Genomic DNA, 26,451 nt, shown 5'->3' with positions numbered 1-26,451 from the left:
AGTTTGTTGTTGTGACTACTTTTTCAACACAGGTAAAGCACTTTGTCTCTATTTTTTTGATTTTACAGTTTATTGGAAGTGGATTTGCTCATTTATAGTTGATAAGCAGATATGATGAAGGAACTATCCCTCAATTGATTTCTTTGCTAGATTCATCAGAGTCTGCTCCAACGATAAGGGTCTGGCTCTCCAATGAAATTAATCAAGTAGCCGAACAATACTTATAGGTTTTACGGAAGTTGCCGCAGGGATCTTGTTTATTGCTGTTCTTCGATATACCTATAGAATAAAAATCAGGCGAGAATGAAACGCACAGCGGCATGATGTAGCATTAGCCGGGGGTGTAACTCTTCTCGCCTTAAATTTTAAATGCCCTTTTTAATATCGTTATTGATGAGTATCTTGCTCTCGCGTGGTGTGATAGTGGTGGTGGTGATGATGGTGGTGATGGTGGTGATGGTGGTGATGGATGTGATGAATACCCTGGGGGGAACCATAGATGTGAAAATAGGGATGGGGATGTTGTGTATGTTCATGGCCGTAATGTTGTGGCTGGGGATCTCTTTGCTGAAATCCTTGAACTCCATTGTTTTCTTGTCGCATGGATGTACTCCTTTCGTTTTCTTAATACTGCATAATATGCCTATGTATAAGTAGTGACACCTGACCTAAGTGAATTGGGCTACCTACTCTAGGGTAGGGAAATCACAAACAGCACTTGCAGTGTGTAACCGGAGCTGGCTCCAAGTCTGCTGCCAGTTTTTACGCGCGATCCGCTCTACAAAGATGGGGTGACGTTCCTTGTCTGCTGCAAAATGTGGCGTCGGCCGTAACACCATATTCACCGCATCCTCGATCCCGTGTGGAGCGGTCAGGATGACTTGCCCCGCTTCGTTCAGGCTAAGCCCAAGCGCAGTTGCGGTCTCTGTAAAGTTCGAGATCGCATCTGTAGAAGATGAGAACGGTGACATGTTATTGATCAGATGCATTCGCGCCTCATTTTTAACCGACCAAGGGATGGTGGGATCTATGCTTCTTAGCTGCTCCTCCAATCGTTTTTCCTCAGCTTCATCAAGGTTAGAAGGGTCAAAATAGACAACATCAACATCTGGTAAAGGCGTTCTTTCCGCAAAGCCATGGAGCGTGTCCCAGATTTTAGAGCGCACAAACCCTGCACAGACCCACCAATCCGGCAAATGGAGTAGACTGGCTGTTTCCAGCACACTCATCATCCACGGGTCGCTTTGGACAAGTCGCAGGATATCTTCCTCATTGTTTAGTTTCATAGTTATCGCCTCCGTTGTTGTAAGCTTCCAGCAAATATCCTCCAGTGAACTGCTCCGATGGCTCGCTAGCGTGGCCGTTAATACCGCGAACCAGCAATACGAACTATGTGCATCTGAAGCAGGCCACCGCAAACCATCAATATGAACTACGTGCATCTGCAGCAGGTCATTGCGAACCAGCAATATAAGTCTCTTACGGACCCAGGAGACGTTATTGCTCCTACATCAGCTTTTTTTTGTGCCTTACGGACTCAGAAGCCGCTATCTACGCAGAATCTAACAAAAGAAAGACTAAAGTGTGTGAATAACGCCTCTGGAGTCCGTTAACTCCCTATAAAGTTCGCTTTGGATGGAATAAGGTCACTGAGGTCCGTTGGTGGTACCACCATGTACTCATTATAAATATGAATGGGGAAGTTGCCAGTAGAAAAGAGGTGAGTCCTGAGTTTAATTATTTTACTGATGATAGTCAGTCTAACTTTATAGAGAACCGAAGGATGTACAGATCCGGGCTGCAATTGGACAGCGGCGGGAACTATAACTATAATGACCGATATATTGTTCTTGGAGGCCGTGACTATGCAACACACGTTTACTATTCTGATGCAATTATTCGAAAGAGCCGCGCTTCTGCTGATGTGTCTGTTCGTACTGACCCGTCTGCCGCGGTTTAAAGAGATTTTTCAAAAAGGTGCTTACGCCCCTCAGGAACTGGCGATTGTAACGGTGGTATTCAGTCTGTTCGCTATCTTCGGTACGTACAGCGGCATTAACGTGGAAGGCTCGCTTGTAAATGTACGGATCATTGCCATCATGGCCGGAGGGATACTGTTTGGCCCCTGGGTGGGTCTGATCACTGGAGTGATCTCAGGCGTGCACCGTTTCCTGATCGATATCGGCGGGGTAACCTCGGTTCCTTGTCTCATCACAAGCGTGATCGCGGGGGTAGTGTCCGGTATTATTTATCGTCGCAGCTCTGTTGAACGGCGCTGGATCGCTGGCATTCTCGCCGGGATGGCCTGTGAGGCGCTGACAATGGTACTTATTCTAGTGATGGCGCAGCCAACCTCGCTTGGGCTGGACATCGTGTCCAAGATCGCTTTTCCGATGATTGTTGGCCAAGTCAGTGTGGGTCTGATCGTCATGCTGATCCAGAGTGTGGAAGGGGAAAAGGAGCGGATAGCCGCCAAGCAATCCAAGCTCGCACTCGATATCGCCAATAAGACGCTGCCGTATTTTCGCAACATCAATCATGAATCCCTCCATACCATCTGCCAAATCATTAAAGAGGATATCGGAGCGGACGCTGTAGCCATTACTGATACCAGATTGATCCGCGCATACGTTGGTATAGGGGAAGAGTATTATGCCGAGACCAGCGAGATTATTAGCGACGAGACCAAGCAGACACTGTCCAGCGGGGAAATTACGATCCGGAACAATGATACTGACCATACGAACCCGCTGATCAAATCGCTGATTATTATCCCGCTTAAGGAGAAGGGTGAGGTGACGGGGGCGCTCAAAATCTACTACACCAAAGCCCATAAAATTACGTATTCCCTTCAGGCTATGGCCGTGGGACTGTCGCAGATGATTTCTACACTTATGGAAGTATCGCGTGTGGAAGGCATCAAGGAGATGGCGAACAAAGCGGAGCTGAAAGCATTACAGACGAGTATCAACCCCCATTTTCTATTCAATGCGCTGAATGCGATCATCTCCTCGATTCGGATCAACCCGGATAAAGCGCGGGAGCTGATCGTGAATCTGTCCGGGTATATGCGGTATAATCTGGAGCTGAGTGATGAATTTATTGATATTAACAAGGAGCTCCAGCAGGTTCAGCAATATGTAGAGATTGAAAAAGCGCGCTTCGGCAGCCGCCTAACGGTGCTCTATGATATCGACGATGAGGTGGAGGTGCGCATTCCTAGTCTCATTATTCAGCCGCTCGTGGAGAATGCCATTATACACGGGATTTTAAAGGAAAAGGGGAAGGGTACCGTGACCATTTCGGTAAAAGACCAGGGCGATACGGTGCGGGTCGGTATCCGCGACACCGGGGTCGGCATTTCTGAAGAGACGATCGCGAGAGTCTACAGCGGCGATATGCCGGAGAACAAGATCGGACTTTATAATGTGCATCAGCGGGTAAAACTGATCTATGGGAACGGACTGACGATCCACCGATTGGACAAAGGAACGGATATCTATTTTGATGTTAAAAAGGAGAGCCGATGAGAGCGATAATTGTAGAGGATGAGGAACTGGCAAGACAAGAGCTGGCCTTCTTGATTGAGGCACATAGTGGAATCGAAATTGTCGCTCAGTTTGAGGACGGGCTGGATGCATTAAAATACTTACAGAGCCAGGAGGCGGATGTGCTTTTTCTGGATATCAACATTCCTTCCATCGACGGTGTGCTGCTCGCGCAGAATATCAGCAAGTTCTCGGTGAAGCCCTATATTGTGTTCATCACTGCGTACAAAGAGCATGCTGCCGAGGCCTTCGAAATAGAGGCGTTCGATTATATTCTGAAGCCGTACAGCGAGGTTCGGATCAAAGCGATGCTGCATAAACTCGAGACGGCCCATGCCGCTCGTGGTCGGCAGGAGGAAGAAAGTGAACGTAATCCGCTCAGTGATAAGGTAAACCTATGGAAAAACGAGAAGATCATCGTGGTGGATGCGGATGACATCTATTACGCCTCGGCGCAGGAGAAGACCACCAGTGTGATGACCAAAAGCGAAGAGTACAGTATGGCGCTCAGCATCAGCGATTTTCATGCCCGGCTGCCGCAGGACCGATTTTTCCGTTGCCACCGTTCCTACCTAGTCAACCTGTCGAAAATCAAGGAGATCATCCCTTGGTTCAACAATACGTATCTGCTGCGCCTGCGTGATTTGGATTTTGAAGTGCCGGTTAGTCGCAGCCGGGTCAAGGAATTCAGGCAGATTATGCGATTGTAAGCGTATTTCATTCCTCATTTCAGTCATCTCATTCCGTATTTCTCTCAAGCGGTGTTGCTTTCGCTACAATGAAGAGGCAATAGAGACTCTTGCAGCGATCAACGAGAGAAAGAAGGAAACGGCCATGACTACAACTACGGATAGTAAAAGCGCCAAACGATGGCTTATTGTACTAGGTACCGTCATTATGCAAATGGGTCTGGGTACGATTTATACATGGAGCTTGTTCAATGCACAACTGGTATCCAAATTCGGATGGGAGCTCAGCTCCGTCGCAATAACATTTTCCATTACCAGCTTCGCGCTGGCTTTTGCAACACTGTTCGCGGGCAAGCTGCAGGACCGGTTCGGCCTCCGCAGACTGACTGGAACCGCAGGGATCGTGCTAGGACTGGGGCTAATGCTCAGTTCACAGGCAAGTTCACTCCCGATGTTCTATCTGCTGGCAGGATTGATCGTCGGCTATGCGGACGGAACGGCTTATATCACTTCGTTATCTAACCTGATCAAATGGTTTCCAAAGAATAAAGGCTTAATCTCCGGCGTATCTGTTGGTGCTTACGGGACAGGAAGTCTGGTTTTCAAATATATAAATGGCAGTCTGATCGACTCGGTCGGTGTATCTAACACATTCCTTTACTGGGGAATGATTGTGATGGCTATGGTTGTTATTGGCTCGCTGCTGATCAGAGAAGCTGCCGCGCCAGCCTCTGTACCGGCTGTTGTGCAGTCTTCGGCGGGTGTAGTCCCAGTAGGAACGCGGTCTAGCCTGTCGGCATCTCCTGCAACCGCCTCCAGTGTTCCGGCTGGTGCCAAGGACTATACCGTTAAGGAAATGCTTCGCACCAAAGAAGCGTATCTGCTATTCATTATCTTCTTCACCGCTTGTATGAGCGGCCTCTACCTGATAGGCATCGTTAAGGATATCGGAGTGAAGCTGGCTGGACTTGATGTGCAGACAGCAGCGAATGCGGTGGCAATGATCGCGATTTTCAATACAAGCGGACGCCTGATTCTTGGGGCATTGTCTGATAAAATGAGCCGCTTGAAGCTGGTTGGCGCATCACTCGTAGTAACCGCTGCGGCGATGCTGACGCTTAGTTTCGCCCACCTGAGCTTTGGCCTGTTCTTCGCCTGTGTGGCGGCAATTGCCTTCTGCTTCGGCGGAAACATTACGGTGTTCCCGGCTATTGTCAGTGACTTCTTCGGTCTGAAGAATCATAGCAAGAACTACGGCATCGTGTATCAAGGCTTTGGAATCGGAGCTTTATCCGGATCATTTATGGCTGCTTTGCTTGGCGGGTTCAAACCCACCTTTATCGTGATTGGTCTCTTGTGTCTGCTGGCTTCAATCATTGCAATTTCCCTGAAGCCGCCGGTGCAGAAAGAGAAGACAGAGAAGGGATTGAGCCTGAAACCTTACGGGGGGACAGCTTAACCATATACAGATTGTGATGTTGGCCTAATTACAGAGACAGAGCAAAAAAGGTAATACCTAAATAGAGGAAGGTTAGTTTATTATGTGGGCTAATCTCCTCTATTTTGCTATAAAGAAATATTAACTATGGCTTTAAAGCTTACTGGACAGTCAAAAGTTTACCGAAAAATCGCAACCTATTTTGTGTTTAAACCAGAAACTAAATTTGTGATTATGTAAAGTGAGCTTAAGAATAGCACCTTGCTGATTGATGATATCCTTATTTTTATAGGAATTCTCCAGTCAGCTTGCCTAATTCTTAAGTTCAGCTTATATCGACCAGTAACTAAATTTAGGGCTTATCGAGAGCTTGCCGAGTATTTACCGGGGGCTGAACTGGGAATTGAAGTGACACGCACAATATGGGGCTGGCACACATGTTCAGTGAATCAGAAGATCCAAGCTTTCGTTTAATCGCCCTTTCACTTGATCGCCTATGCTGCTACAGTTACCTTGCCGCCGTTTTCCCTCGGATAACGTTTCTTTTTCCAAAGTCGACTCAGTGTTTAAATAACGGCATTTTTGTACCTTATATTTATTGTTTTAGCGTGAAAAAGGGAATTAAGAGCATTTTTGCACCTTATTTTCTTACAAATCCCTAAAAAGGTGATATACCCGAAGAATTAACATACAAAAATGCCCTTAATGAATCTTTCCACTTCGTTGCCGCCGAATTAAGGTACAAAAATGCTCTTATTTATGTATTCGCGAGGTTGGTTCTGCTGACGATAGACAAGCTGTTAAACAAGTTGTTAAACAAGCTGTTACACAAGCTTGGGGGAAAGCGCGGTCAGGTAGTGGGTTTAGCCCCCATCGATCTTCTCATACCCCCGATGGTTATGGAACCGCGCAGGTTTCCCTTCACTAAAGCTAAGCGGAAGGTTAGTTGAATAAATAACTATATAAAGCGAACTTAAGAATAACACCTTACTGATTGATGATATCCGTATATTCACAGGGCATTCTCCAAGCAGCTTATTTCTAACACTTTGTTTGGAAATTTGCTTTTCCCTCCAAGACGGCATGCAAAAATTTCTTCGATTTTTTCAATCGCTTCTGGACATCTTCAATTTCTTTGATTTTTTGTTCAACAACTTGTTTCTTTAGCTCGTATGATAAATTAAGTTCTTGACTGACTAGCACACTTAATTCCTCTATAGAAAAACCTACGGATAAAAGCGCCTTCACATCTTCGAGAAATTCAACAATCTCCTCCGAATAAATACGATAATTATTAGCATCTCTTTGCAGAAATATGTCCGGAATTAGGTTTTTACGTTCATAAAATCTCAATGTTGATATGGGCAGATCCGTTAATTTTGAAACATCATTTATTTTCACAATATGACCTCTTTTTAATTGTTGCTATAAACCTAGGTTTATAGTTCATAATGCGAATATGATAACGAACGACATACAAATTGTCAAAAAAAAACTAACGTTATCAAGAGGAGAGAGTCTATGTTTAATAATACTCTAAATAATGATTTTGCCAGTATAGTCAAGGAAAGACGTTCTGTTCGTAATTATGACGAGAACTTTAAAATATCAAAAGAAGAGCTCAGTGAAATGATTGCGGAGGCCAGCTTGGCACCGTCCTCTGCAAATATGCAGCCTTGGCGTGTAGTGGTGGTGGATACTCCGGAAGGAAAAGAAAAACTAAGACCTCTTGTGCGCTTCAATACGTTACAAAACGATACTTCATCAGCCATGTTATTAATTTTTGGTGATACTGATAGCTATTTAAATGTCGAAGAAATTTACAATACAGCTGTGGAAGAAGGGAAGATGCCAGCAGAAGTACGAGATGGTCAGGTCAACACCATCCTGTCAATGTATCCAACGTTACCCAAAGAAGTGAAAATTGAAGTAGCAAAAATCGATAGCAGCCTTTTCGCCATGCAGTTAATGTTGGTAGCTCGTGCGCATGGGTATGATACGAATCCAATGGCAGGCTTTGAAGTGGATCAGGTAGCCAAAGCATTTGATTTAGATGAAGAACGTTATGCTCCAGTAATGATTATCTCCATAGGAAAAGCCAAGGAAGCAGGATATGAAACCGTGCGGTTAAGTTCTGACAAGATCACATTTTGGAGATAAGCACTTGTATTAATGAGAGGCGATAGTTCAATAAAAAATAGCGGTAGTCCAGGACTTTATTTTCTCGTCCATGACTGCTGCAGTTACTTTCATTGGGAAGGTGAAGGTACAGAAGCCAAGGAAGAGCTATAAAAATGGCGGCAAAAAAGGAGGTCCCTGAAGCAATGCTCCGGGGACCTCCTTTTTGATTGATAGGTTAACTGCACATTGTAAAGTTGGATGATAACACTTAGCCCTCTAACAGCAGAGCTTCCGGATCTTCCAGCAGTTCCTTAACTTTGACCAGGAAGCTTACGGCTTCGGAGCCGTCGACGATTCGGTGGTCATAGGACAGTGCGATATACATCATCGGCCGGTTGACGGTAGTTTCTTCGTCCAGTGCAATCGGGCGCAGCTGGATCTTGTGCATACCCAAGATACCTACCTGTGGGGTATTAAGGATCGGCGTAGAGAGCAGTGAGCCGAACACTCCGCCGTTAGTTATCGTGAATGTGCCGCCTTGCAGCTCAGCTAGGCTCAGTGTGTTGGCCCGTGCTTTAGCGGCCAGTGCACCAATTTCCCGCTCGATCTGCGGGAAGCTCAACCGGTCTGCATCGCGGACGACCGGTACGACCAGGCCTTCCTTGGCAGCGACGGCAATGCCGATATCATAGTATTTCTTCAGCAAGAGATCCTCGCCGTCGATCTCGGCGTTGAGCATCGGATAGGCCTTCAAGGCACCGATCACAGCCTTGGTGAAGAAGGACATGAAGCCTAGTCCAACATCATGCTTCTCTTTGAAGTTATCCTTGCGGCGCTTGCGGATATCCAGAATCGCCGTCATGTCCACCTCGTTGAAGGTGGTCAGCATCGCCGCCGTCTGCTGCGCTTCCACCAGGCGGCTGGCAATCGTCAGCCGTCTGCGCGACATGCGCTTGCGCTCCGTTGCTTTGCCGTCCTCCGGGTGCGGCGCTTTGCCCAGCGCCGCAAGCGGCTTCGCCGCCTCCGGCTTGCCTTGCGGCGCCGGAGCGGCTGGCGCAGCAGCACCCGCTGCGCCATGGTCCTTCACATCGGCCTGGCCAATCCGGCCGATCGGGTCACGGGCGCTAACATCGCCGAGGGCGATGCCGCGCTCCCGTGCCAGCTTGCGCGCGCCCGGCGTAGCCAGGGCCGCGGAGCTGTCGCCCGCGCCCGTAGCTGCGGGCACGGCGCTTGCAGCGGGCGCGGAAGCTTCCGCTGCTGCTTGAGGCGCGGCGGCGTTGCTGCCGCCTGCCGCTTCCGGTGCGGCCGCGGGCTTGCTGCCCTCGGCCGCTTTCGGCGTGCCGGCTGCTGCCGCGCCGATGATGCCGATGGCTTCGCCAACGGCTACGTTCTCGCCGGCCTGCCGCAGGATGGAGGAGATGACACCGTCCTCCTCTGCACTAATCTCAAGATTGACTTTGTCTGTCTCCAGCTCTGCCAGCACATCTCCCTGACCAACTGTATCGCCCTCTTTAACCAGCCACTTGTAGATCGTTCCTTCGGAAATGGATTCGCCTAGATCGGGTACTTTAATTTCAGACACAGGCCGCTACCTCCCCAAACTTTATAGTTTACGCTATAGTGACACCGTCCTCTTAGGAGGACGGTACAGCCGTTTGTACTTGCGAATTCAATTTCAGGGCTTCCGTAACAATTCTACGTTGCTCGTAGGTGTGAACATCTGCATAGCCGCTTGCCGGGCTGGAACGCTCCGGCCGGCCGATATATTTGACCTTGGTATTCTCGGGAGCGATGGCCCGCAGACGCGGCTCAGTGAAGCTCCAGGAGCCCATGTTCTTCGGCTCTTCCTGCACCCAGACGATTTCTTCCAGGGAGCGGAAGGTGCTCAGGTAGGCGGCCAGTTCCTGCTCTGGGAACGGGTAGAGCTGCTCCAGCCGCAGGATGTGCAGCCAGGACCATTCCTTGCCCTTCGCAGTCGCAGCTTCCAGCTCGGCTTGCAGGTCAATGGCGACCTTGCCGCTGCAAACCACGAGACGTTTCACTTCAGCCGGGTTCTGGCCAAGCAGCGGCTCAGGCAGCACGGCCTGGAAATGTCCCGAGGCCAGTTCGGTTCCGGCAGAAGTGCTGCGCGGGTTGCGGATCAGGCTCTTCGGCGCCATGATAACGAGCGGCCGGGCTTCCGCCTTGCCGCACAGAGAAGCTTGGCGGCGCAGCAGGTGGAAATACTGGGATGCTGAAGTCAGATTCGCCACGGTCCAATTCTCTTCCGCAGACAGCTGCAGGTAGCGTTCCAGTCTGCCGCTGGAATGCTCCGGTCCCTGGCCTTCGTAGCCGTGCGGCAGCAGCATAACAAGATTGCTGCGCTGCGTCCATTTCGCCCGTCCAGCCGAAATGAACTGGTCAATGATGACCTGACCGGCATTGGCGAAGTCGCCGTATTGGGCTTCCCAGATTACAAAAGTCTCAGGCGCAAATACGTTGTACCCGTACTCGAAGCCAAGCACCGATGCTTCCGACAACGGACTGTTGTACACACCGAAGGAAGCTTTAGCATCGCTTATTTGATGCAGCGGAGAGAACAATTCTCCGGTCTCGCTGTCATGCAGGACGAGGTGGCGGTGCGCAAAGGTACCGCGCTGTGCGTCCTGGCCGCTCAAGCGGATCGGAGTTCCGTCTCTGATTATGGAAGCGAAGGCTAAGCTTTCTGCCAGTGCCCAGTCTACCTTCTCACCGTCGTTCAGTGCGTCTTTGCGGCGCTGCAGAATGCGCTGCAGCTTCGGATAGACGGTGAAGCCGTCAGGGACGCTAAGTAGCTCACGGTTAATTTGTTGGAGCGCCCCCAGAGAGACAGCAGTCGATTTGCTAGGGCTGTCCTCCGTCTTCACGGGTACGGAAGTCTTGCTGTCCGCGCTCTTATGTTTGCCTTCTTTCATATTATCATAAGCCTGCTGCAAAATGCTCTCTGCATCAGCGTTCATTTGCTTCACATCTTCATCTGTGACGACCTTCTCCTGACGGAGGCGTTCGGCATAGATTCTGTGGACTGTCGGGTGATTGCGGACCTTGCCGTAGACGATTGGCTGGGTTGTTTCCGGATCATCCATCTCATTGTGACCGTGGCGGCGGTAGCCGATCAGATCAATGACAAAATCCTTCTTGTACTTATTGCGGTAGGCGCTAGCCAAACGAACAGCCGCTACACAGGCTTCCGGATCATCAGCATTGACATGGACGATAGGGATTTCATAGCCTTTTGCCAAGTCACTGGCATAATGCGTCGACCGGGAGTCCTCGCTTTCGGTGGTGAAGCCGATGCGGTTGTTGACGATAATATGAATCGTACCGCCATTCGTATACCCGTCCAGCTTGCCGATGTTCAGTGTCTCAGCCACGATACCTTCACCTGGGAAAGCAGCATCTCCGTGCATCAGCACAGCTATCGCCTTGTTCGTGTCGAGCTTCGGCAGGCCTGTTGTGCCCCGCTCCTCCTGAGCTGCACGTGCGAATCCTTCTACGACAGGATTAACAAACTCCAGGTGGCTCGGATTGTTCGCCAGCGTCAGCCTAGTGCGGACGGTTTCGCCCTCACGTACAGCGCGGTCAGCCCCCAGGTGATACTTCACGTCCCCGGTCCAGCCGTAGTTAATGCCCATGGAGCCTTCCGAAGGGAATAGCTCCTTGTTCGGTGAATGATGGAACTCGGAGAAAATGATGTCGTAAGGTTTGCCAAGGATATGGGCCAGTACATTAAGACGTCCACGGTGGGCCATGCCCATCAGGATATGCTCGGCACCTTCATGTGCGGCTGCGCGTACGATTTCGTCCAGCATTGGCACCAGGGCATCGTTGCCCTCGAGGCTGAAACGCTTTTGGCCTACGAAAGTCTTGTGCAGGAAGGTCTCAAACTGCTCCACTTGAATCAACCGACTCAGCAATTCCTTGCGTTCAGCGGTATTCAGTGGCGCAGGTGAGTTAACGGATTCTGCCTGGCTGTTCAACCAGCGAAGTTCCTGTTCATCATGCACATGACCAAATTCGTAGGCGATAGTTTGTGTATAGGCTTGGCGCATCCGGTGAACGGCGTCCCAAGCGGTTTGAATATTATCCGGGACATTCTCCCAAATCAGCGAAGCAGGGAGGGCCATGAGATCCTCACGCGTCAGTTCATATGTTTCGTGATTCAGCCATTTTATCATAGGGTTGTGATCCCGCTCCAGCGGGTCAATATTGGCGGCCAAATGGCCATATATACGAATGTTAGCGATCAGCTTGGAGGCTTTGACAGCCTTACGAAGCCAAACGGCATCTCCCGAAACGATCGGCTGCGGAGCGGGTTCGGCATCCGGCGCCAGGGGAGGCGGGCCATAAACAGTAAAAAGTTCACGGTAATTATTTTCAACTGAGGAGGGGTCTTTCACAAACTGCTCATACTTCTCTTGAATGTAGCCCAGATTGGGACCGTAATATTTGCTCCAAACAGATTCATTGTAGGGCTCTTTGGCTGCCATGAATACATCCTCCTAACGGATGAACTCCAAACGCAGGGCGCTGGTATGGGCCTTGTTCGGAGCTGTGATGGTTGCGTTTTCATTTCCTTTCTATTGTGCTACTTTCGGTGATCTTAATCAATTCATACTTTCGTCCAATCCAATCGCAAAACGGTATGGTTCAGCCTGATTATTGATGCCATAGCGCCATAAGTAGATTACCCCAAGAGGCTGGAACTATTAAAATGATTCAATAGACCCTGATTTGACAGGGAAAGCTGTTTAGAGGATTTGAAGTTTGGTTAATAACTTTATATAGTTCGTATGAATTAGTAGAATTATTCATAAATTAAAAATTTTACATCTCATACAGATGGTTTCAAGTTGGACAGGTATTAGTCAAAAAGAGCTAAACTTTTTACATTTGTCTCCTTAGAAGTTTCCAGAAAACGACACACTTTTCCGATTATTTCTTGTATAATGTTATTGCAGAAAGGTTTTTAATATAATTTCTAGCCAGATCCTTTCATGTAAAGGATCCAGTAAAGGGTAAACCTGTTGAAAGACAGGGGCACAAAGTCTCGGGTCTAAGGTAGAAATACTAAGACGGCCGGACTGCCTGGGGACGCGAAATCTTAGGAGGAGATTTTTTGGATAAGTCCAACCAGGGGAACAACGGAGAACTGCAGACAGTCGATCTGGATTTAGAATGGGTATATTTGCTGCTGAGTGCCAAGAAGGCGGGCATCAAGGCGGAGGAGATTCGCCGTTTCTTTAATGAGAAGGCGTTGAAGGCTATTTAGCAGCTTGAATCATAACAGGATACATATAGAGAAGGGCACAGCATATGCTGTGCCCTTCTCTATATGATGGGGTGCTTGAGGCGTTGAAGCGTTCAGGGCTGAAATCATTAATCCTTTTGTTCAAGACGCCATTTTTGATAATCCAGAAATTCCTTGAATTCCCGCTTGCTGATGCCAGAGCTCATTGCCTCTTGCACGAGCCGGAACCATTCCGAATCCAGAGGCGTCTCTTCAGTGTCGGAGAGATCTCCATATAGCAACACGTGAATAGATACTTGGAGCGCATCGGCAATTTTTTCAATGAATTGGATAGAGGGGTTGGACTGGATATTTCTCTCAACATTACTCAGGTACGACTTGGCTACATCCGCCTTGTCCGCAAGCTCGGATAAGGATAAGCCCTTCTCTACCCGGAGTTCATGGATGCGCCCTCCCATATTATCAGGCACGATGACAACGCCCCTCCGTACTTTTTGTATAAGTATAACAAATTTCCTGGAAACGGACAAAGATACATTGCTGTTCAGAGGAGAAAGAGGGAGGGGACTGGTGCAAAAAACCGGCATGTCCCAGCCCGGTTAAAGGTCTAAGAGATGCCGGTAGTTTTTAGAAGAACAGGCTTATTTAAATTCGCCAACGCCTTGCTTAGCATTGAAGGTCAAGGTTACGGCTACGCTGTCTCCTTGGAAGATGTTTTGATCCTGGCCGTTTTCAACGAACTCAAAGGCTAGCTTGAGCGTCTTAGATTGGGCAGCGGAGATGCCTCCTGGGAAGGCGTTAGCTACCAGATCATAGCCTGGATTGTTCTGCAAATCTTTGAGTGTTGCTTCGCCAACGACATGGCCAGTAATCGGGCCGCTAGTATAGCTGCTATCAAGCAGTTTTACTTTAAAGTGTGCGCCCAGATCCTCTGAGCCATTATTAGTGTTAGCATCCGTAACATTATACGTTGTAGCCAGCTTCAATTCCTTAATGTCGAGCGTGCCGTTGTTCTGTAGAGTGAAGCTGCGGACAGCGATGTCGCCTGGCTTCAGATTGCTCAGGTTTACGTTTTGCTCAGGATTAGTATTCAGGTCCAGCGTGCCAGCGGCGAAAGTTGCTGTGCTTTCTGCTGTATCGCTGAAGTAAGCGAAGGTACCTCCCCCGATTAAAGACAATCCCAAAGCCGCTGATGCCACACCAAGACCCAATGTTTTTTTGATACCCATGAATAAATTCCTCCTCTTATATGGTTAATAAAATGGTAGACATAATAGGTGCTGAATTTGGACCGGACGGCTTATTTATATTCGCCAGCACCTTGTTTAGCTTCGAAGGTCCAATTCAATTTCAGGCTGTCGCCCTGGTAGTAGTTCTGCGGCTGGAAGTTGTCGACAAAGGCAAACTGAACGGACAGCTTATCTAGAGTTCCTGCTTTGATCCCTGATTTTTCGCCGAACACTGAACCAAGGATGCCTGCTTTTACAAGGTCTGGTGACAGACTTTCCAGTTCAGACAATTTTTTAACCAGGACCGGAGAAGATATCTTGTCTTTATTAACCAGGAAGGTAACTACAATGTCATCTTTCAAGTTATGAGTTCCATTGTCATTGTTCACGTCTATAACCTGAGCTGCCGTCTTCAGCAGTACTTGGGAAATATCAAGTGAGCCGCTATTCTTCAGCTGGAAATCTCTGGTGATAATATCACCTGGTTTGAGATTGTTGAGATCCACGATCACAGAGGGATCAGAATCCAAGCTCAATGTTCCGTTGTTAAAAGAAGCTGTACTCTGCGCGGTATCGCTGAAATATGCGAAGGTACCTCCGCCGACCAAAGTCAATCCAAGCGCTGCTGAGACAACGCCCAGCCCCAGTGTTTTTTTAATATTCATTGATTCATCCCTCTCTCAATCTTTTTTTTGTTTCTGACTTTACGTCATGTATATTGTTGCTCCACGTTTCGTAAACGGGAGATTACAATCCTATTAATGTAAGGTATCTGGCAGCGGCTCAGCAGCGGCAGATGAATTATTCTTCTTCTCCAGAGCGCTGATGGCTTTCCAGGTACTGTACAGCGCGTACATCAGGAGCAGAATTCCTGGCACGATCATTAGCAGCACGCTGCCCGCCTTAGAAACTGCGAAGTTCATGGCATAACCAACATAAGGAACGGTAAAGCCGGTATACTCTCCGATCACATTGGTCGAGCTGACCGGGGACATGTCAGCGGCGTTATTGTTGTCGCCTTTGGTTGTATAGCTGGCCTCGCCGATGGCACTGTTCATGCTGACATCCACGATACGGTGGGTGATCAGAATGTTTTCTGGATTCATGAAGGTGATGACATCGCCTTTCTGGAAGCGGGTCATGTCACCACCGGGTTTGAGCGCAATGATGGAGCCAGTATGGATCCCGGGTTCCATGGAACCCGATAGAACCGTCTTTATTTGGTAACCGAAGAAGGCAGGCTCGCCGCCGGAGGCTTTGGAGACTACAACTGCTACGACTACCACCAGGAACACGATAAGCATCAGGGTGGTTATCGTGTTGCCAATGATTTTTTTGATAAGCATTTCTTAATCGCCGCCTTTAATGGAATCTGGTTCTGGAGAAGCAGAGGGTGCTGGAGTTGCCGCAGGGGTCGGGCTCGTTACAGGCAGAGTTGTTGCCGAAGGTGACGGCTCTGCAGACGGCTGTGCGCTTGGCGTTTCCCCCGGTGTGGTGACAGGGGCTGGCTCTCCGTCCAGAGAATCTACAGGCTTGGCGGGCTCAGCAGTGACAGTTGGCACTGGAGAGGCCGATGCCACTGGTTCGTCTGTCCCGTTGTTCGTGCCATCAGGATCGGGGGCCCCGGCCGGAGGCGTTTCCGGCTTAGGTGCATCCTTATCCGGCTTGCCTGCTTTTTCCTTGGCTTTCTCGGCAGCTTCTTCCTGCTGCTTCTTCTCCTGTGCTTGGCGTTCTTCTTCCTCCTTGCGGGCCTGCTCCAGCAGTTTGGCTTTTGCCTCAGCGATCTGGTTCTGCTGACCCTTCAGGGTGTCAATCTCACTGGCAAGAGAACGCTTAGCCTCGTTCATCTCTGTATTCATCTGTTCATAGGCAGATCGTAATTCCGTGGAGACTTCCGCTTGGGGAAGATAGGCTCTGGCCATGAACGTCAGGATGGGCTCTTGTGTCAGGAAGGCTGGAAGGCTTGGTTCCAGCAGGGCTGAAACAGGACTTTCCGGAGGAAGTGAACCACCGATCTCATGAATCGAGACGAGATAATTCAGAATTCCGTTCAAGGTAGTCACAAGAGATTCGGACAGCACGCTGCTTTGACTAAGGCTATTTTGGAACTCTTCGAAGAATTGGGCATCGCGGATTTCCAGACAGTTGGGTTCGAAGTTGACCATATACCCTCCGATCTGGGACAGAATTCGGGCTGTGCTTGCAACCTCCTGCATAATCTCCAGCCAGACCCCTGCATTGAAGCTAAGCTGACCTTCCAGTGCACCGATCTCACCGGAAGCCGAAGCAATCTGCTGTGAAGTCTCCTGCGCGGCATGGTCCAGCTCTTCCAGCGACAAGCCTTCGACCGCCGCCGATCCTCCCAAAGCTAGTGTGACGGAGTGGGTGCTAAGCGAAGCGGTGAGCTCGTTAATCCGTTTAATGTGACCGCCTAGTTCCTGCAGTAGTTTCTCAATCTGGCCGGGGAATACTTTGCACAGCTCTATTGTGGTATTCTGCTGCTTCGAAGTGTTGAAATCACCATAAGTGCTGCCGATCTGATTGGACGTATAGAGGAAAAGAACCGATATGGCCATGCCGGATTGCAGCATTCGCAGACCGATACGCTTACTTTTTCTTTTTCGTTGGCGAGCTGATCTAGGATACAGAGGAATACCTCCTCTCATGTCTTACCGGGATACCGGTTCGCTATATTTGTTCTTTATTGAGAACAATGTGATAACCAAATCATACACGGGCACTAGGAAAAAGAAAACCGTTAATTTCTTTGATTTGTGCTTTATAAAGAACCGAAAGTGCTTATTATCTCATTTATCCTCTATATATCGCTTGTTCTCTAATTAAATTCTTAATAAAGAACGATATGACATGCCTAATTACGCAAAAAAATAACCGGCCACATTAAATGTGTGCCGGTTCTCTAATTGGGTCAAAAACCTGTGTGGTATTTCTCCTCACTGGAAGAGCGGTGCTTGGTGTTGTCCTTATCTTCTTTCTCTTCATGTCTCTCCAGATTCAGGTCTTCCATCGGAATAGCGTCAACGGTCGCTTCGCTTTCGAACATCTCGAACAGGCTTTCCTGATCTGTAGGGTACTGTTCGGGATTATCAAGGCTGGTGCCTCCGAACGCTTTCTTGGGATTGCTCATATCTATTCCCTCCCTCCCCTAATAATGATGGAGTTGGTTACTTCTTCGGGGTTATGACGACAGTGTGCCCGTGATCTTACTAATCCATAACCATTTAATCCTGCGGAATTGATTAAGCAAACAAAAAAACAGAGGCCCTCAGGCCTCTGTATCCAGTGGTGTTCCGGTATCGCTTAGCTTGTTGGCCAGCACATCTGCATAAAGACGCTTAAGCCACTTAAGTTCGGTTAAACAATGCTCGTATCTGCCATACATTACATGAAGCACAGAACGGGGCACGAGGGGGATGTGCTCTTCATAAATCTGATAGGCCAGATTGACATCATGTTCTGCCTTCAGAACGCGTTCATTCAGCAGTTCTGCCAGCTTTCCCTGATCTACATAGCGGGAGAGAGCGAGTGGAATGTACAGCGGATGGAAGACGGGTTCATTCTTCTTGATCTGCTGCAGGATGAGCTGCTCGAATATATTCTTGCCCTTGTCGGTGATACTGTAGATCGTCTTGTCTGGTCTGTCCTTGCTGCTGATCACTTCTACCGCTTCAATCAGGCCATCTTGCGACATCTTGTCGACAGCATAATAGAGCGATCCCATCTGCAGCTTCATAATCTGGTCCATTCGGCGATCCTTCATCACCAGCGTGATCTCATACGGATGCATGTTTCGTTCCAGGAGCAGGCCGAGAACTGCAAGTTTGATGGGCATGGCTTACCTCTTGGAGGGGGCCGTCTGTGCCGATTTACCTGGAATCAGCAAGCGGTCACCTGGCATCAGCAGCACGAAGACTAAAGCGAGTACAGCAGGCACCAAGGCCCACAGGAAGGTATCCGCAATAGAAGTGGACAACGCAGCTGATATTTTCTCCAGAACCGGCGCTGGAATCTTGGCTCTGGCTTCCGGAGTCAAAGCAGCACGCGGGTCACCGAACGCCGATGTTTGGCCACCAGCGCCGAAGGCTTCAGTTAAGCTATTCGTAAAGCTGTTGCGCTGAATAATCCCGAAGATTGTAATCCCGAGGGTCATTCCCAGAGAACGCATAAATGTGTTGGTGGAAGTAGCTGAACCGCGTTCGCGCATCCCGAAGTTATGGATGGAAGCCATGCTCAGGACCGAGAAGGAGAAGCCGACGCCGAAGCCGGTCAAGGCCATGAATACGTTGAGCAACAGACGAGAAGTATCCGGGGACAAGGTGGTCAGTGTGAACACCCCGGCTACGAAGCAGATCGCTGACAGTATCATGATGTTACGGAAGCTGGTCTTGGCCGCCAGCATACCACCAGTTTGGCTGCCGAGAACGGAACCAATCATCATTGGCATCAGAATCAGCCCGGAATTGGTAGCCGAACCGCCAAATACGCCCTGGACGAAGATCGGGATATAAATAGTTGCCACAATAAAGGCCGAACCGTAGAAAAAGGCGGTAATGCTGCTTGTTGCGAACAGTCGTTTACCAAACATGGCGAACGAGATGACCGGCTCTGCCGCTACACGCTCGATGAGAATGAATGATATCAGGAGAACAGCGAAGCCTGCGAACAATCCCAAGATCACAGGAGAGTCCCATGCATATTGATTGCCGCCAAGCTCCAGGGCGAACATGAGGCAAATGATGGCTGACACCAGTGTGAAAGCTCCGCCCCAGTCGATACGCTGCTTGGAGTGGGTAATAGACTCTTTGTAAGACGTAGCAATCAGGAAAATGGCGACAACACCGATCGGAAGGTTGATGTAGAATACCCACTGCCAGCCTACATAATCAGTGATATATGCACCCAGCAACGGGCCCAGTACGCTGGAGATGCCGAAAACGGCCCCGAACAGGCCGGTGAGCTTGCCTCTTTTCTCTGGAGGGAAGATGTCAAAAACAATGGTAAAGGCGATTGGCATCAGTGCCCCGCCACCGATTCCCTGAATGGCGCGGTAAATACTAAGCTGGGTAATCGTGGTCGCCGTTCCGCACAGCGCCGAGCCTATTAGGAAGACAATGAGTCCGAACATGAAAAACCGTTTGCGGCCATACATATCGGAGAGCTTGCCGAAGATCGGGGTGCCGGCCATGACCATGACCATGTAAGCAGAGGTGACCCATACGATTTTATCCAGCCCGCCCAAGTCGGCAACGATGGTGCCCATCGCTGAAGCTACTATGGTATTGTCCATTGCAGACATCAATATACCGAGCAGCAGGCCAACAACTACTAGTTTAAGATTACTTTCTTTGGAATGCATGCGTACAGGCTCCTTTTTTTAATAAGATTATAGGCATCAGAATACAGGAAACATGGATATTATATTCAAATTTGAATAGGGTGGCAATATGTAATTTTCTTCTACAATTATTCTGGGCATTGCCTGGAGAATGTAATCAAAGAAAAAGAGCACCGGAATCGGTGCTCTTCTATAGATACTGCTATCTGGTTACAGGCTTAGTGGGTTAAGAGAGTGTCTTGCAGTGACCTCTGCGTAGCAATGTCTTCTGATGGAAACGCTCTGGATTCGATATAGTTGATGAAGAACTCTGTTAACTGCGGATCGAATTGGCTTCCCGCGCAGGCTCGTAGCTCCACAATGGCCTCTGCTATAGATCTTGTAGGCTGGTAAGCCCGTTCGGTAGTCATAGCGTCAAAAGAGTCGATGATGGTCAGCATCCGGCACAGGCGTGGAATTTCCTCACCCTTGAACCCGTAAGGATAGCCTTGTCCATCGTATCGTTCATGATGCAGTTCGATGTAGGGCGCCAGATCCTTGAACTTTTCATTGGTCAGCGCCATTTTTTTGCCCCAGGTGACATGCCATTTCACCATCTCCCATTCTTCGGGCGCGAGCTTATCCTTCTTGTTAAGAATGCCCCAGGGAATCTCCAGCTTTCCTATATCATGAATCAGCGCGCCCAGCGTGAACTGGCGTTTGGTGAGATTGTCCAGATTGAGCAGTCTGCTGATATCCAGGGCATATTGAAACACCCGCTTGGAATGCTTGAAGGTTTCCAAATCCTTGTACATGAACAGGTTAAGCTGCTGCTCAATGTCCCGCACATCTTGGCTAAAATCAATCTCGCGTTCCAGAGGCGACTGGTTGCCATAAATATGGACCAGATTTTTCCCCTGCTTCTTGGCATAATACAATGCCTGATCCGAGTGTTCGACAAGCTCCGACTTCTCGTGCACATCAGGCTTGTAACCAGCGATGCCTGCAGAGAAGGAGAGGCAACCTTGCGGGAAAATTTCGACACCTTCAAAAGGGGACCGGTTAAGCGTCCTGCGCAGCCGTTCGATGAACTGCTTGGCCTGTACTGTATCATGTGCGGGCAGGAGCAGTGTGAATTCCTCGCCGCCATAACGGGAAACGATAATCTCTGTCCCCTTCGACTCCTTTTTCAGCAGCTCTGCGAGGAAGACGATCAGCCCATCTCCCTTCAAATGACCGAAATGATCATTGTATTTCTTGAAGTCATCAATGTCGATCATCGCCAGGGAGAGTGCGGAGCCATCAGCCTTAGACTTGCGCATAGCCTCTTCCAGCGCCGTCTCGAAATAGCTGTGGTTGAACAAGCCTGTACGCTGATCCCGGTTGGCGCGTTCCTCAATGCTGCGGTACATCGCGAACAATTGCTTGAATGAATAGGACAGCAGAACGCTTAGACATAGAAATAGTGCCAGCCCAACAAATTCGTTATGGGATACCAGAATAGTCAACACAAGTGAAAGCACCAGCGTACTAAGATAGGCCAGGAGGGTATCTCTCAGCATTCCTTTGAGCGTTTCGTACAGATTTTCGTGGAAAACCACGTAATAATAAAGTCCAATCAAGAGCGTATTTAGGATAAAATATACAGCCATACTTGCGGCGTAGGCGTACAAGTGATGGCTCACTAGAGGACCTTCCTCCCCGCCAAATATCGCAAAGATTAGTGAGGACGTACAGATCATGATGGAATAGACGGCAAAATTATTGAGCTGCTTCCACCAAACCTTATTCCGCTCCAGGAAGAAAGAAATCAGGGAAGAGAGCAGCAGTACCGTCAATGAGAATGAAGGGCCGAAAAGGAAGATACAGGCCAGATAAACCGAAGAATCCAGGGACAAACCATTTCCCTGTGGAGGAAGCTGGAAGGTGAATACAGTAAGAATGACCACAGCTGCCGACATGGCGCAAATCCAGACCCAGCCTGAAGCGGTATACTGCAGAAAGGCAGCCTGATTATAGATGGCAAAGAGGCCAAAACCGGCCATGCATATGATCAGTGCATACAACTGGCCTATATTTCGCCTGAACAAAATTAATGTGCGGTTGGGCAAGGTAGACCCTCTCCTCTCGAGCAATGTCATGATGTTTCATTAGTGTAAGGGAAATTCCCCAAATTTTCTAGGTACGAGGATGTAAAGGATAGTACTGGAAAAACAAGGGTATAATTCTAATTGAATTCGCTTCCATATGCTGAATTCCTGCTATTTTATAACAAAAAACAATTAATTTTACTCATTTTCAACATCGTTAAACGTGAAAGATGTGGTGAGTTAATTTTCTCTGATTCATCTTGACATACCCATGGGGGGTATATTATATTGAATTCAAGGAGGTTGATGCATGTGTCTGTCAATGACAAAGAACGGGCAGGGCATTCCTGCGACGATGAATGCGGGACGTCTGATTCCGGCGTGCGTAAGAGTCATCACTCTGCGGATTTCAAGAACTTACTGACCACGCGACTCAACCGAATTGAAGGCCAGGTTCGCGGAATCAAAGGAATGATTGACCGTGATACCTATTGTGATGATGTACTTAATCAACTGGCCGCAGTCCAATCGGCTCTCAACAGTGTGGGACGGCTGCTGCTCGAAGGCCATATGAAGAGCTGCATTATCGAGCGGATCGAAGCCGGTGAGCATGAGGTCATCGATGAACTGCTGGTGACTGTGAATAAATTAATGAAATAATTAAGGAGGAATTATCATGTCAAATGCTGTACTTAATGTTGAAGGAATGTCTTGCGGTCACTGTGTGAATTCTGTAGAGAAGGCCGTATCGAGCCTTGGTGCCTCTGCGAAAGTAGATTTGCCAGCGAAGACTGTAGCTGTTGAATTCGATGAGAATAAGGTAAGCCTCAGCGCGATCAAGGAAGCTATCGAAGATCAAGGGTATGATGTAGTTTAACTTGAAGCACAGTAATAAGGCTTGGAGCGGTGCGGACCTTCTTTGGTTCCCAAGGCGCCAACGCCTTTTCTTTTGAAGATAATTATACCCCCTTGGGGTATAAAGAGGGGTGGAGAAGATGGGGAATACCGCAGCGGCACAGGAAGAGAAGCAGACGACTCTGCAAATTACAGGAATGACCTGTTCGGCTTGCGCAACCCGGATTGAGAAAGGGTTGTCCAAGATGGAGGGAGTCTCCCGGGCAAATGTTAATTTAGCGCTGGAGCAAGCTACAGTAGGCTTTGATCCAAAGGTGGCCGGACTGCCGGAGATCGAAGAGAAGATACGTGCATTAGGCTATGATACTGTAAAAGAATCCGCCGATTTTGATATCTCGGGCATGACCTGTGCGGCCTGTTCGGCACGTATAGAGAAGGTGCTGGGCAAGATGCCGGGGATTGCTTCGGTGAATGTGAATCTGGCGCTGGAAACCGCGCATGTTGAATACATTCCTGGTGATATTGGGACCCGTGAGATCATGGAGAAGGTCAGCGGCATCGGATATAAAGCTACGCTCAAGCAGGATCGTAAAGAGAATGTTGACCGGCGGGGAGCGGAGATTAAGCACAAGCGGAACAAGTGGATCATCTCCGCGATTTTGTCCTTGCCGCTCTTATGGGCTATGGCTGGACATTTTTCCTTCACCACCTGGATTCCTACCCCGGATCTATTCATGAATCCGTGGTTCCAACTGATTCTGGCTACTCCGGTCCAGTTCATTATTGGCTGGCAGTTCTACGTCGGCGCTTATAAGGCGTTGCGTAATGGCAGTGCCAACATGGACGTGCTGGTGGCACTTGGAACCTCGGCAGCCTATTTCTACAGCTTGTACCTGACGATTGATTCGCTTAACATGTCGGGCATGGATCATACGGTGGAAATGTACTACGAGACGAGTGCGGTTCTAATCACGTTGATTCTGGTCGGGAAGTGGTTCGAGGCGCTTGCCAAGGGCCGCTCTTCGGATGCTATCAAGAGTCTTATGGGCTTGCAGGCGAAGACCGCGCTCGTTATTCGGAATGGTGCCGAAATCAGCATCCCAGTGGAAGAGGTAGTTCCTGGCGATATCGTACTGGTCAAACCGGGCACGAAAGTGCCAGTGGATGGCGAGGTTGTAGAGGGTCTGTCATCAGTGGACGAATCTATGTTGACTGGCGAGAGTATCCCGGTGGAAAAGAAGCCGGGGGATACTGTAATTGGTGCAACGATTAACAAGAACGGAATGCTGCGGGTGAAAGCAAGCCGGGTAGGCCGGGACACTGCACTTGCACAGATTATCCGAGTCGTAGAAGAAGCACAGGGCTCCAAAGCGCCTATCCAACGGATTGCTGATGTCATATCCGGTATTTTCGTACCGATTGTGGTCGGGATTGCAGTCTTGACCTTCCTGATCTGGTATTTCGGGGTTGCCCCTGGTCAGTTCGCGGAAGCGCTGGAGAAAGCAATCGCGGTGCTGGTGATTGCCTGTCCGTGTGCCTTGGGGCTGGCAACGCCAACCTCAATCATGGCAGGCTCGGGCCGTGCAGCGGAACTGGGTATTCTGTTTAAGGGCGGCGAGCATTTGGAAGGTGCACAAGCTATTCAGGTCGTTGTTTTGGATAAGACAGGGACTGTAACCAACGGCAAACCTGTGCTGACGGATGTTATCGTTACCGCAGGTGTTGCGGGGAATGACAACGCAGCAGCCGAGAATGAGCTGTTGGCGTTGACCGCGGCTGCGGAAAAGCTGTCGGAGCATCCGCTTGCGGAGGCAATTGTCGCCGGAGCTGTAGACAGAGGGCTGACCTTGCCGGAAGCGGGACAATTCAATAATATACCGGGCCGGGGTATAGCGGCTGTGGTGAATGCAAAAGCGGTGAGGGTTGGTACGCGCCGGATGATGGAAGAGGAAGGTCTGGATATTGCGCCCTGGACGGCAATTATGACAGGGCTGGAGCAGGAAGGGAAGACAGCGATGCTGGTCGCTGTCGAGAAGGCTGTAGTCGGGGTCGTCGCTGTGGCCGACACGATTAAGGAAACTTCGCGGGCAGCCGTAGCCGCGCTGCACAAGATGGGGATTGAGGTTGTCATGATTACAGGTGACAACAAGATCACTGCCGAGGCCATTGCGCAGCAGGCAGGGATCACTAAGGTGTTGGCCGAGGTCTTGCCGGAGGGCAAGGCTGAGGAGGTCCGCAAGCTGCAAGCGGGCGGGACCAAAGTGGCGATGGTCGGCGACGGCATCAACGATGCGCCGGCGCTGGCGACTGCCGACACGGGCATGGCGGTCGGCACCGGGACGGACGTGGCGATGGAAGCCGCGGACATCACGCTGATGCGCGGCGATCTGAAGAGCATCCCGGATGCGATTGAGATGAGCCGTAAGACGATGCGGAACATCAAGCAGAATCTGTTTTGGGCGCTGGCCTACAATACAATCGGAATTCCGATTGCGGCTCTAGGCTTCCTGGCCCCATGGCTGGCGGGAGCGGCGATGGCATTCAGCTCTGTATCCGTTGTGCTGAACGCACTGCGGCTGCAGCGGGTGAAGCTGTAAAGCAATATAGTTTTGATTTCTGTTGATAGGAGAAACCTTTACATCCATAGACAGCATTAATAAAAAGTCGCAGGTGCCTTATTAGGCATCTGCGACTTTTTTTAATATATATAGAACAGTACCTTACTGATTCGTAAGTTCAGCTTATATGGCAGGATCGAAGTGACGATTATACGCCACTATGGTATGGATCATAATTTTGCTGATTTAGACAATGGTACATTGGCGGGAATAGCGACAGCTTTTTTCCGACCGAGACGGTTCGTACCAATAACGCCTGCGATGATCAGAGCCGATCCGATCCAGTGATAAACCGTGATTTCTTCGCCCAGAAAAATCGCTCCGGCTGCAAGCGAAACAATTGTGGAGAGATTGGCGAACACGCTCATGAGGGAAGCTTCGATTTTGGACAAGATATAGTTAGAGGCCAATGTAGTGACAAGTGATGCGATAACACCTAAATAGAGCGCCGATAAGACAAACGTGCCGCTGCTCAGTGGCTTGAAGAACTCGCCCATCGTTCCGTTGCTGACATGCCCGGTTACCGAAATAATCAGGAAGGTGGCGAAGCCAATTCCCATCATCAAGTAGCTGATTTCAGCAGGGCTGAAGTGCTTCGTGAGTGAACGGGCCAAAACGCTGTACCCAGCAAAAGCGATACAAGTCAGGAATAGCAGCACAATTCCGGTCATATTGGCCAGATTAATACTGCTTCCTTTCATCACAAAGATGAACACCACGCCGAACACGGACAGGAAAATACATAGCTTCTGCAAGAGTGTCGTCGTTTCTTTCAAGAAGATCGAAGCGATAATCATCGTCACTACCGGTGTAAAAGCGTAGAGAATCCCTCCCTCGGCCGAGGTGGCGTGCTGGAGTCCGAACACTTGAAGCGTGAAGAACCCGAGCGGGTACATGGATGCCAGTAGTAGTGCTTTAAAAATGGGTTTGCCGCGGTAGGAGATTTTGACCCAGCCGAAGGCGACCGGGATCGACATCACCAGGAAGGAAGCAGCGAAGCGGAAGGTCAGGGTATCGAGCGGTCCGGCGTGGCCGAGCGCTACTTTGGTGAACAAGAATGAGAATCCGATAATAGCCGCATTGAGTACGGCGAGAATATATGCCAATTTAAGACCTTTTTGTTGCATGGTTGCATCTCCCTTTCTATAACAAGGCGGGATCGTGTATCCGCCTCTGTTTGTTAGTTTAAAATTAAAAGAATTTACGCGGGGCTACAATGCCAGTTTTTCATGACTGTACCGGTACAGTTTATGGATTCG

The 26,451-nt window shown here is 49.3% G+C and carries 23 protein-coding genes and 1 riboswitch; of the genes, 8 read left to right on the top strand and 15 right to left on the bottom strand.

Features of this window, described 5'->3' with window-relative positions:
• Positions 1-365 precede the first annotated feature (365 nt).
• Positions 366-587 carry a hypothetical protein gene (locus tag ACFVU8_RS24850; protein WP_387430867.1) on the bottom strand — a complete coding sequence of 74 codons (222 nt, stop codon included), beginning with the start codon at positions 585-587 and terminating at the stop codon, positions 366-368.
• A 99-nt stretch (positions 588-686) separates the two neighbouring features.
• A complete protein-coding gene (locus ACFVU8_RS24845; RefSeq protein ID WP_387430865.1) occupies positions 687-1,286 on the bottom strand; it encodes a nucleotidyltransferase family protein in 600 nt (199 codons plus the stop codon).
• A 579-nt stretch (positions 1,287-1,865) separates the two neighbouring features.
• Between ACFVU8_RS24845 and ACFVU8_RS24840 the strand changes: the two genes are divergently transcribed.
• The 3 genes from ACFVU8_RS24840 (at position 1,866) to ACFVU8_RS24830 (ending at position 5,696) form a co-directional block, all read left to right on the top strand.
• Positions 1,866-3,530 carry a LytS/YhcK type 5TM receptor domain-containing protein gene (locus ACFVU8_RS24840; protein ID WP_387430862.1) on the top strand — a complete coding sequence of 555 codons (1,665 nt, stop codon included), beginning with the start codon at positions 1,866-1,868 and terminating at the stop codon, positions 3,528-3,530.
• A complete protein-coding gene (locus ACFVU8_RS24835) occupies positions 3,527-4,258 on the top strand; it encodes a LytR/AlgR family response regulator transcription factor (RefSeq protein ID WP_175370894.1) in 732 nt (243 codons plus the stop codon). The genes ACFVU8_RS24840 and ACFVU8_RS24835 overlap by 4 nt, the downstream gene beginning before the upstream one ends.
• 124 nt (positions 4,259-4,382) lie before the next feature.
• A complete protein-coding gene (locus tag ACFVU8_RS24830) occupies positions 4,383-5,696 on the top strand; it encodes an L-lactate MFS transporter (protein WP_387430859.1) in 1,314 nt (437 codons plus the stop codon).
• 1,020 nt (positions 5,697-6,716) lie between these two features.
• Here the strand turns inward: ACFVU8_RS24830 and ACFVU8_RS24825 are convergent.
• A complete protein-coding gene (locus ACFVU8_RS24825) occupies positions 6,717-7,076 on the bottom strand; it encodes a MerR family transcriptional regulator (protein WP_387430856.1) in 360 nt (119 codons plus the stop codon).
• A 120-nt stretch (positions 7,077-7,196) separates the two neighbouring features.
• On the opposite strand from ACFVU8_RS24825, the gene ACFVU8_RS24820 reads away from it, so the two are divergent.
• Complete coding sequence (locus ACFVU8_RS24820) at positions 7,197-7,835, top strand: nitroreductase family protein (RefSeq protein ID WP_387430854.1); 639 nt, start codon at positions 7,197-7,199, stop codon at positions 7,833-7,835.
• Positions 7,836-8,064: 229 nt separating this feature from the next.
• On the opposite strand, the gene odhB is transcribed toward ACFVU8_RS24820, so the two are convergent.
• Together odhB and ACFVU8_RS24810 are read right to left on the bottom strand one after the other, a co-directional pair.
• On the bottom strand, positions 8,065-9,378 hold the full coding sequence (gene odhB, locus ACFVU8_RS24815) for a 2-oxoglutarate dehydrogenase complex dihydrolipoyllysine-residue succinyltransferase (RefSeq protein ID WP_379467105.1): 1,314 nt from the start codon (positions 9,376-9,378) through the stop codon (positions 8,065-8,067).
• Between the two features lie 52 nt (positions 9,379-9,430).
• On the bottom strand, positions 9,431-12,304 hold the full coding sequence (locus ACFVU8_RS24810) for a 2-oxoglutarate dehydrogenase E1 component (protein WP_387430852.1): 2,874 nt from the start codon (positions 12,302-12,304) through the stop codon (positions 9,431-9,433).
• Positions 12,305-12,821: 517 nt separating this feature from the next.
• A riboswitch (cyclic di-GMP riboswitch) is annotated at positions 12,822-12,906 on the top strand.
• Between the two features lie 27 nt (positions 12,907-12,933).
• Between ACFVU8_RS24810 and ACFVU8_RS24805 the strand changes: the two genes are divergently transcribed.
• Complete coding sequence (locus ACFVU8_RS24805) at positions 12,934-13,086, top strand: anti-repressor SinI family protein (protein ID WP_246316984.1); 153 nt, start codon at positions 12,934-12,936, stop codon at positions 13,084-13,086.
• Between the two features lie 107 nt (positions 13,087-13,193).
• Here ACFVU8_RS24805 and ACFVU8_RS24800 read toward each other — a convergent pair whose 3' ends face one another.
• The 9 genes from ACFVU8_RS24800 to ACFVU8_RS24760 form a co-directional block, all read right to left on the bottom strand.
• On the bottom strand, positions 13,194-13,523 hold the full coding sequence (locus ACFVU8_RS24800; RefSeq protein ID WP_217622300.1) for a helix-turn-helix domain-containing protein: 330 nt from the start codon (positions 13,521-13,523) through the stop codon (positions 13,194-13,196).
• Positions 13,524-13,706: 183 nt separating this feature from the next.
• Positions 13,707-14,294 (bottom strand): TasA family protein, encoded by a 588-nt coding sequence (locus ACFVU8_RS24795; RefSeq protein WP_387430850.1) that lies wholly within the window; start codon positions 14,292-14,294, stop codon positions 13,707-13,709.
• 71 nt (positions 14,295-14,365) lie between these two features.
• On the bottom strand, positions 14,366-14,959 hold the full coding sequence (locus tag ACFVU8_RS24790) for a TasA family protein (RefSeq protein ID WP_066374966.1): 594 nt from the start codon (positions 14,957-14,959) through the stop codon (positions 14,366-14,368).
• 93 nt (positions 14,960-15,052) lie between these two features.
• Positions 15,053-15,640: a signal peptidase I SipW gene (sipW, locus tag ACFVU8_RS24785; protein WP_379467107.1), complete on the bottom strand. Its 588-nt coding sequence runs from the start codon at positions 15,638-15,640 to the stop codon at positions 15,053-15,055.
• A gap of 3 nt (positions 15,641-15,643) precedes the next feature.
• Complete coding sequence (locus ACFVU8_RS24780; protein WP_387430848.1) at positions 15,644-16,870, bottom strand: hypothetical protein; 1,227 nt, start codon at positions 16,868-16,870, stop codon at positions 15,644-15,646.
• A gap of 353 nt (positions 16,871-17,223) precedes the next feature.
• A complete protein-coding gene (locus ACFVU8_RS24775; protein WP_387430846.1) occupies positions 17,224-17,442 on the bottom strand; it encodes a hypothetical protein in 219 nt (72 codons plus the stop codon).
• Positions 17,443-17,580: 138 nt separating this feature from the next.
• On the bottom strand, positions 17,581-18,147 hold the full coding sequence (locus tag ACFVU8_RS24770) for a PadR family transcriptional regulator (RefSeq protein WP_387430844.1): 567 nt from the start codon (positions 18,145-18,147) through the stop codon (positions 17,581-17,583).
• Positions 18,148-18,150: 3 nt separating this feature from the next.
• A complete protein-coding gene (locus ACFVU8_RS24765; RefSeq protein ID WP_387430841.1) occupies positions 18,151-19,671 on the bottom strand; it encodes an MDR family MFS transporter in 1,521 nt (506 codons plus the stop codon).
• Between the two features lie 197 nt (positions 19,672-19,868).
• Entirely contained in the window at positions 19,869-21,740 is a 1,872-nt protein-coding gene (locus tag ACFVU8_RS24760; RefSeq protein ID WP_387430839.1) for a bifunctional diguanylate cyclase/phosphohydrolase, read from the bottom strand.
• 360 nt (positions 21,741-22,100) lie between these two features.
• Here ACFVU8_RS24760 and ACFVU8_RS24755 point away from each other — a divergent pair, with 360 nt between their 5' ends.
• The 3 genes from ACFVU8_RS24755 (at position 22,101) to ACFVU8_RS24745 (ending at position 25,171) form a co-directional block, all read left to right on the top strand.
• Positions 22,101-22,379, top strand: coding sequence for a metal-sensitive transcriptional regulator (locus ACFVU8_RS24755; RefSeq protein WP_387430885.1), 279 nt, complete (start codon positions 22,101-22,103; stop codon positions 22,377-22,379).
• Between the two features lie 16 nt (positions 22,380-22,395).
• The gene (gene copZ, locus ACFVU8_RS24750) at positions 22,396-22,596 is read left to right on the top strand and encodes a copper chaperone CopZ (protein WP_379467112.1); all 201 of its coding nucleotides are present in this window, start codon (positions 22,396-22,398) and stop codon (positions 22,594-22,596) included.
• A gap of 118 nt (positions 22,597-22,714) precedes the next feature.
• A complete protein-coding gene (locus ACFVU8_RS24745) occupies positions 22,715-25,171 on the top strand; it encodes a heavy metal translocating P-type ATPase (protein WP_387430836.1) in 2,457 nt (818 codons plus the stop codon).
• 191 nt (positions 25,172-25,362) lie between these two features.
• Here ACFVU8_RS24745 and ACFVU8_RS24740 read toward each other — a convergent pair whose 3' ends face one another.
• The gene (locus ACFVU8_RS24740; protein ID WP_387430834.1) at positions 25,363-26,319 is read right to left on the bottom strand and encodes a DMT family transporter; all 957 of its coding nucleotides are present in this window, start codon (positions 26,317-26,319) and stop codon (positions 25,363-25,365) included.
• Positions 26,320-26,451: the final 132 nt, after the last annotated feature.

The organism is Paenibacillus sp. NPDC058177 (genome assembly GCF_042883835.1).
GTDB lineage: Bacteria > Bacillota > Bacilli > Paenibacillales > Paenibacillaceae > Paenibacillus_AQ > Paenibacillus_AQ agri.
The sequence above is the reverse complement of the archived record's forward strand: the minus strand, read 5'-3'. Positions and strand labels throughout refer to the sequence as shown.

Excerpts from the sequence above, each read along its gene's own strand:
- ACFVU8_RS24850 (WP_387430867.1), bottom strand. The coding sequence starts at position 587 with ATGGAGTTCAAGGATTTCAGCAAAGAGATCCCCAGCCACAACATTACG.
- ACFVU8_RS24845 (WP_387430865.1), bottom strand. The coding sequence starts at position 1,286 with ATGAAACTAAACAATGAGGAAGATATCCTGCGACTTGTCCAAAGCGAC.
- ACFVU8_RS24840 (WP_387430862.1), top strand. The coding sequence starts at position 1,866 with ATGCAACACACGTTTACTATTCTGATGCAATTATTCGAAAGAGCCGCG.
- ACFVU8_RS24835 (WP_175370894.1), top strand. The coding sequence starts at position 3,527 with ATGAGAGCGATAATTGTAGAGGATGAGGAACTGGCAAGACAAGAGCTG.
- ACFVU8_RS24830 (WP_387430859.1), top strand. The coding sequence starts at position 4,383 with ATGACTACAACTACGGATAGTAAAAGCGCCAAACGATGGCTTATTGTA.
- ACFVU8_RS24820 (WP_387430854.1), top strand. The coding sequence starts at position 7,197 with ATGTTTAATAATACTCTAAATAATGATTTTGCCAGTATAGTCAAGGAA.
- ACFVU8_RS24810 (WP_387430852.1), bottom strand. The coding sequence starts at position 12,304 with ATGGCAGCCAAAGAGCCCTACAATGAATCTGTTTGGAGCAAATATTAC.
- ACFVU8_RS24800 (WP_217622300.1), bottom strand. The coding sequence starts at position 13,523 with ATGGGAGGGCGCATCCATGAACTCCGGGTAGAGAAGGGCTTATCCTTA.
- ACFVU8_RS24795 (WP_387430850.1), bottom strand. The coding sequence starts at position 14,294 with ATGGGTATCAAAAAAACATTGGGTCTTGGTGTGGCATCAGCGGCTTTG.
- ACFVU8_RS24790 (WP_066374966.1), bottom strand. The coding sequence starts at position 14,959 with ATGAATATTAAAAAAACACTGGGGCTGGGCGTTGTCTCAGCAGCGCTT.
- sipW (WP_379467107.1), bottom strand. The coding sequence starts at position 15,640 with ATGCTTATCAAAAAAATCATTGGCAACACGATAACCACCCTGATGCTT.
- ACFVU8_RS24780 (WP_387430848.1), bottom strand. The coding sequence starts at position 16,870 with ATGGCCATATCGGTTCTTTTCCTCTATACGTCCAATCAGATCGGCAGC.
- ACFVU8_RS24775 (WP_387430846.1), bottom strand. The coding sequence starts at position 17,442 with ATGAGCAATCCCAAGAAAGCGTTCGGAGGCACCAGCCTTGATAATCCC.
- ACFVU8_RS24770 (WP_387430844.1), bottom strand. The coding sequence starts at position 18,147 with ATGCCCATCAAACTTGCAGTTCTCGGCCTGCTCCTGGAACGAAACATG.
- ACFVU8_RS24765 (WP_387430841.1), bottom strand. The coding sequence starts at position 19,671 with ATGCATTCCAAAGAAAGTAATCTTAAACTAGTAGTTGTTGGCCTGCTG.
- copZ (WP_379467112.1), top strand. The coding sequence starts at position 22,396 with ATGTCAAATGCTGTACTTAATGTTGAAGGAATGTCTTGCGGTCACTGT.
- ACFVU8_RS24745 (WP_387430836.1), top strand. The coding sequence starts at position 22,715 with ATGGGGAATACCGCAGCGGCACAGGAAGAGAAGCAGACGACTCTGCAA.
- ACFVU8_RS24740 (WP_387430834.1), bottom strand. The coding sequence starts at position 26,319 with ATGCAACAAAAAGGTCTTAAATTGGCATATATTCTCGCCGTACTCAAT.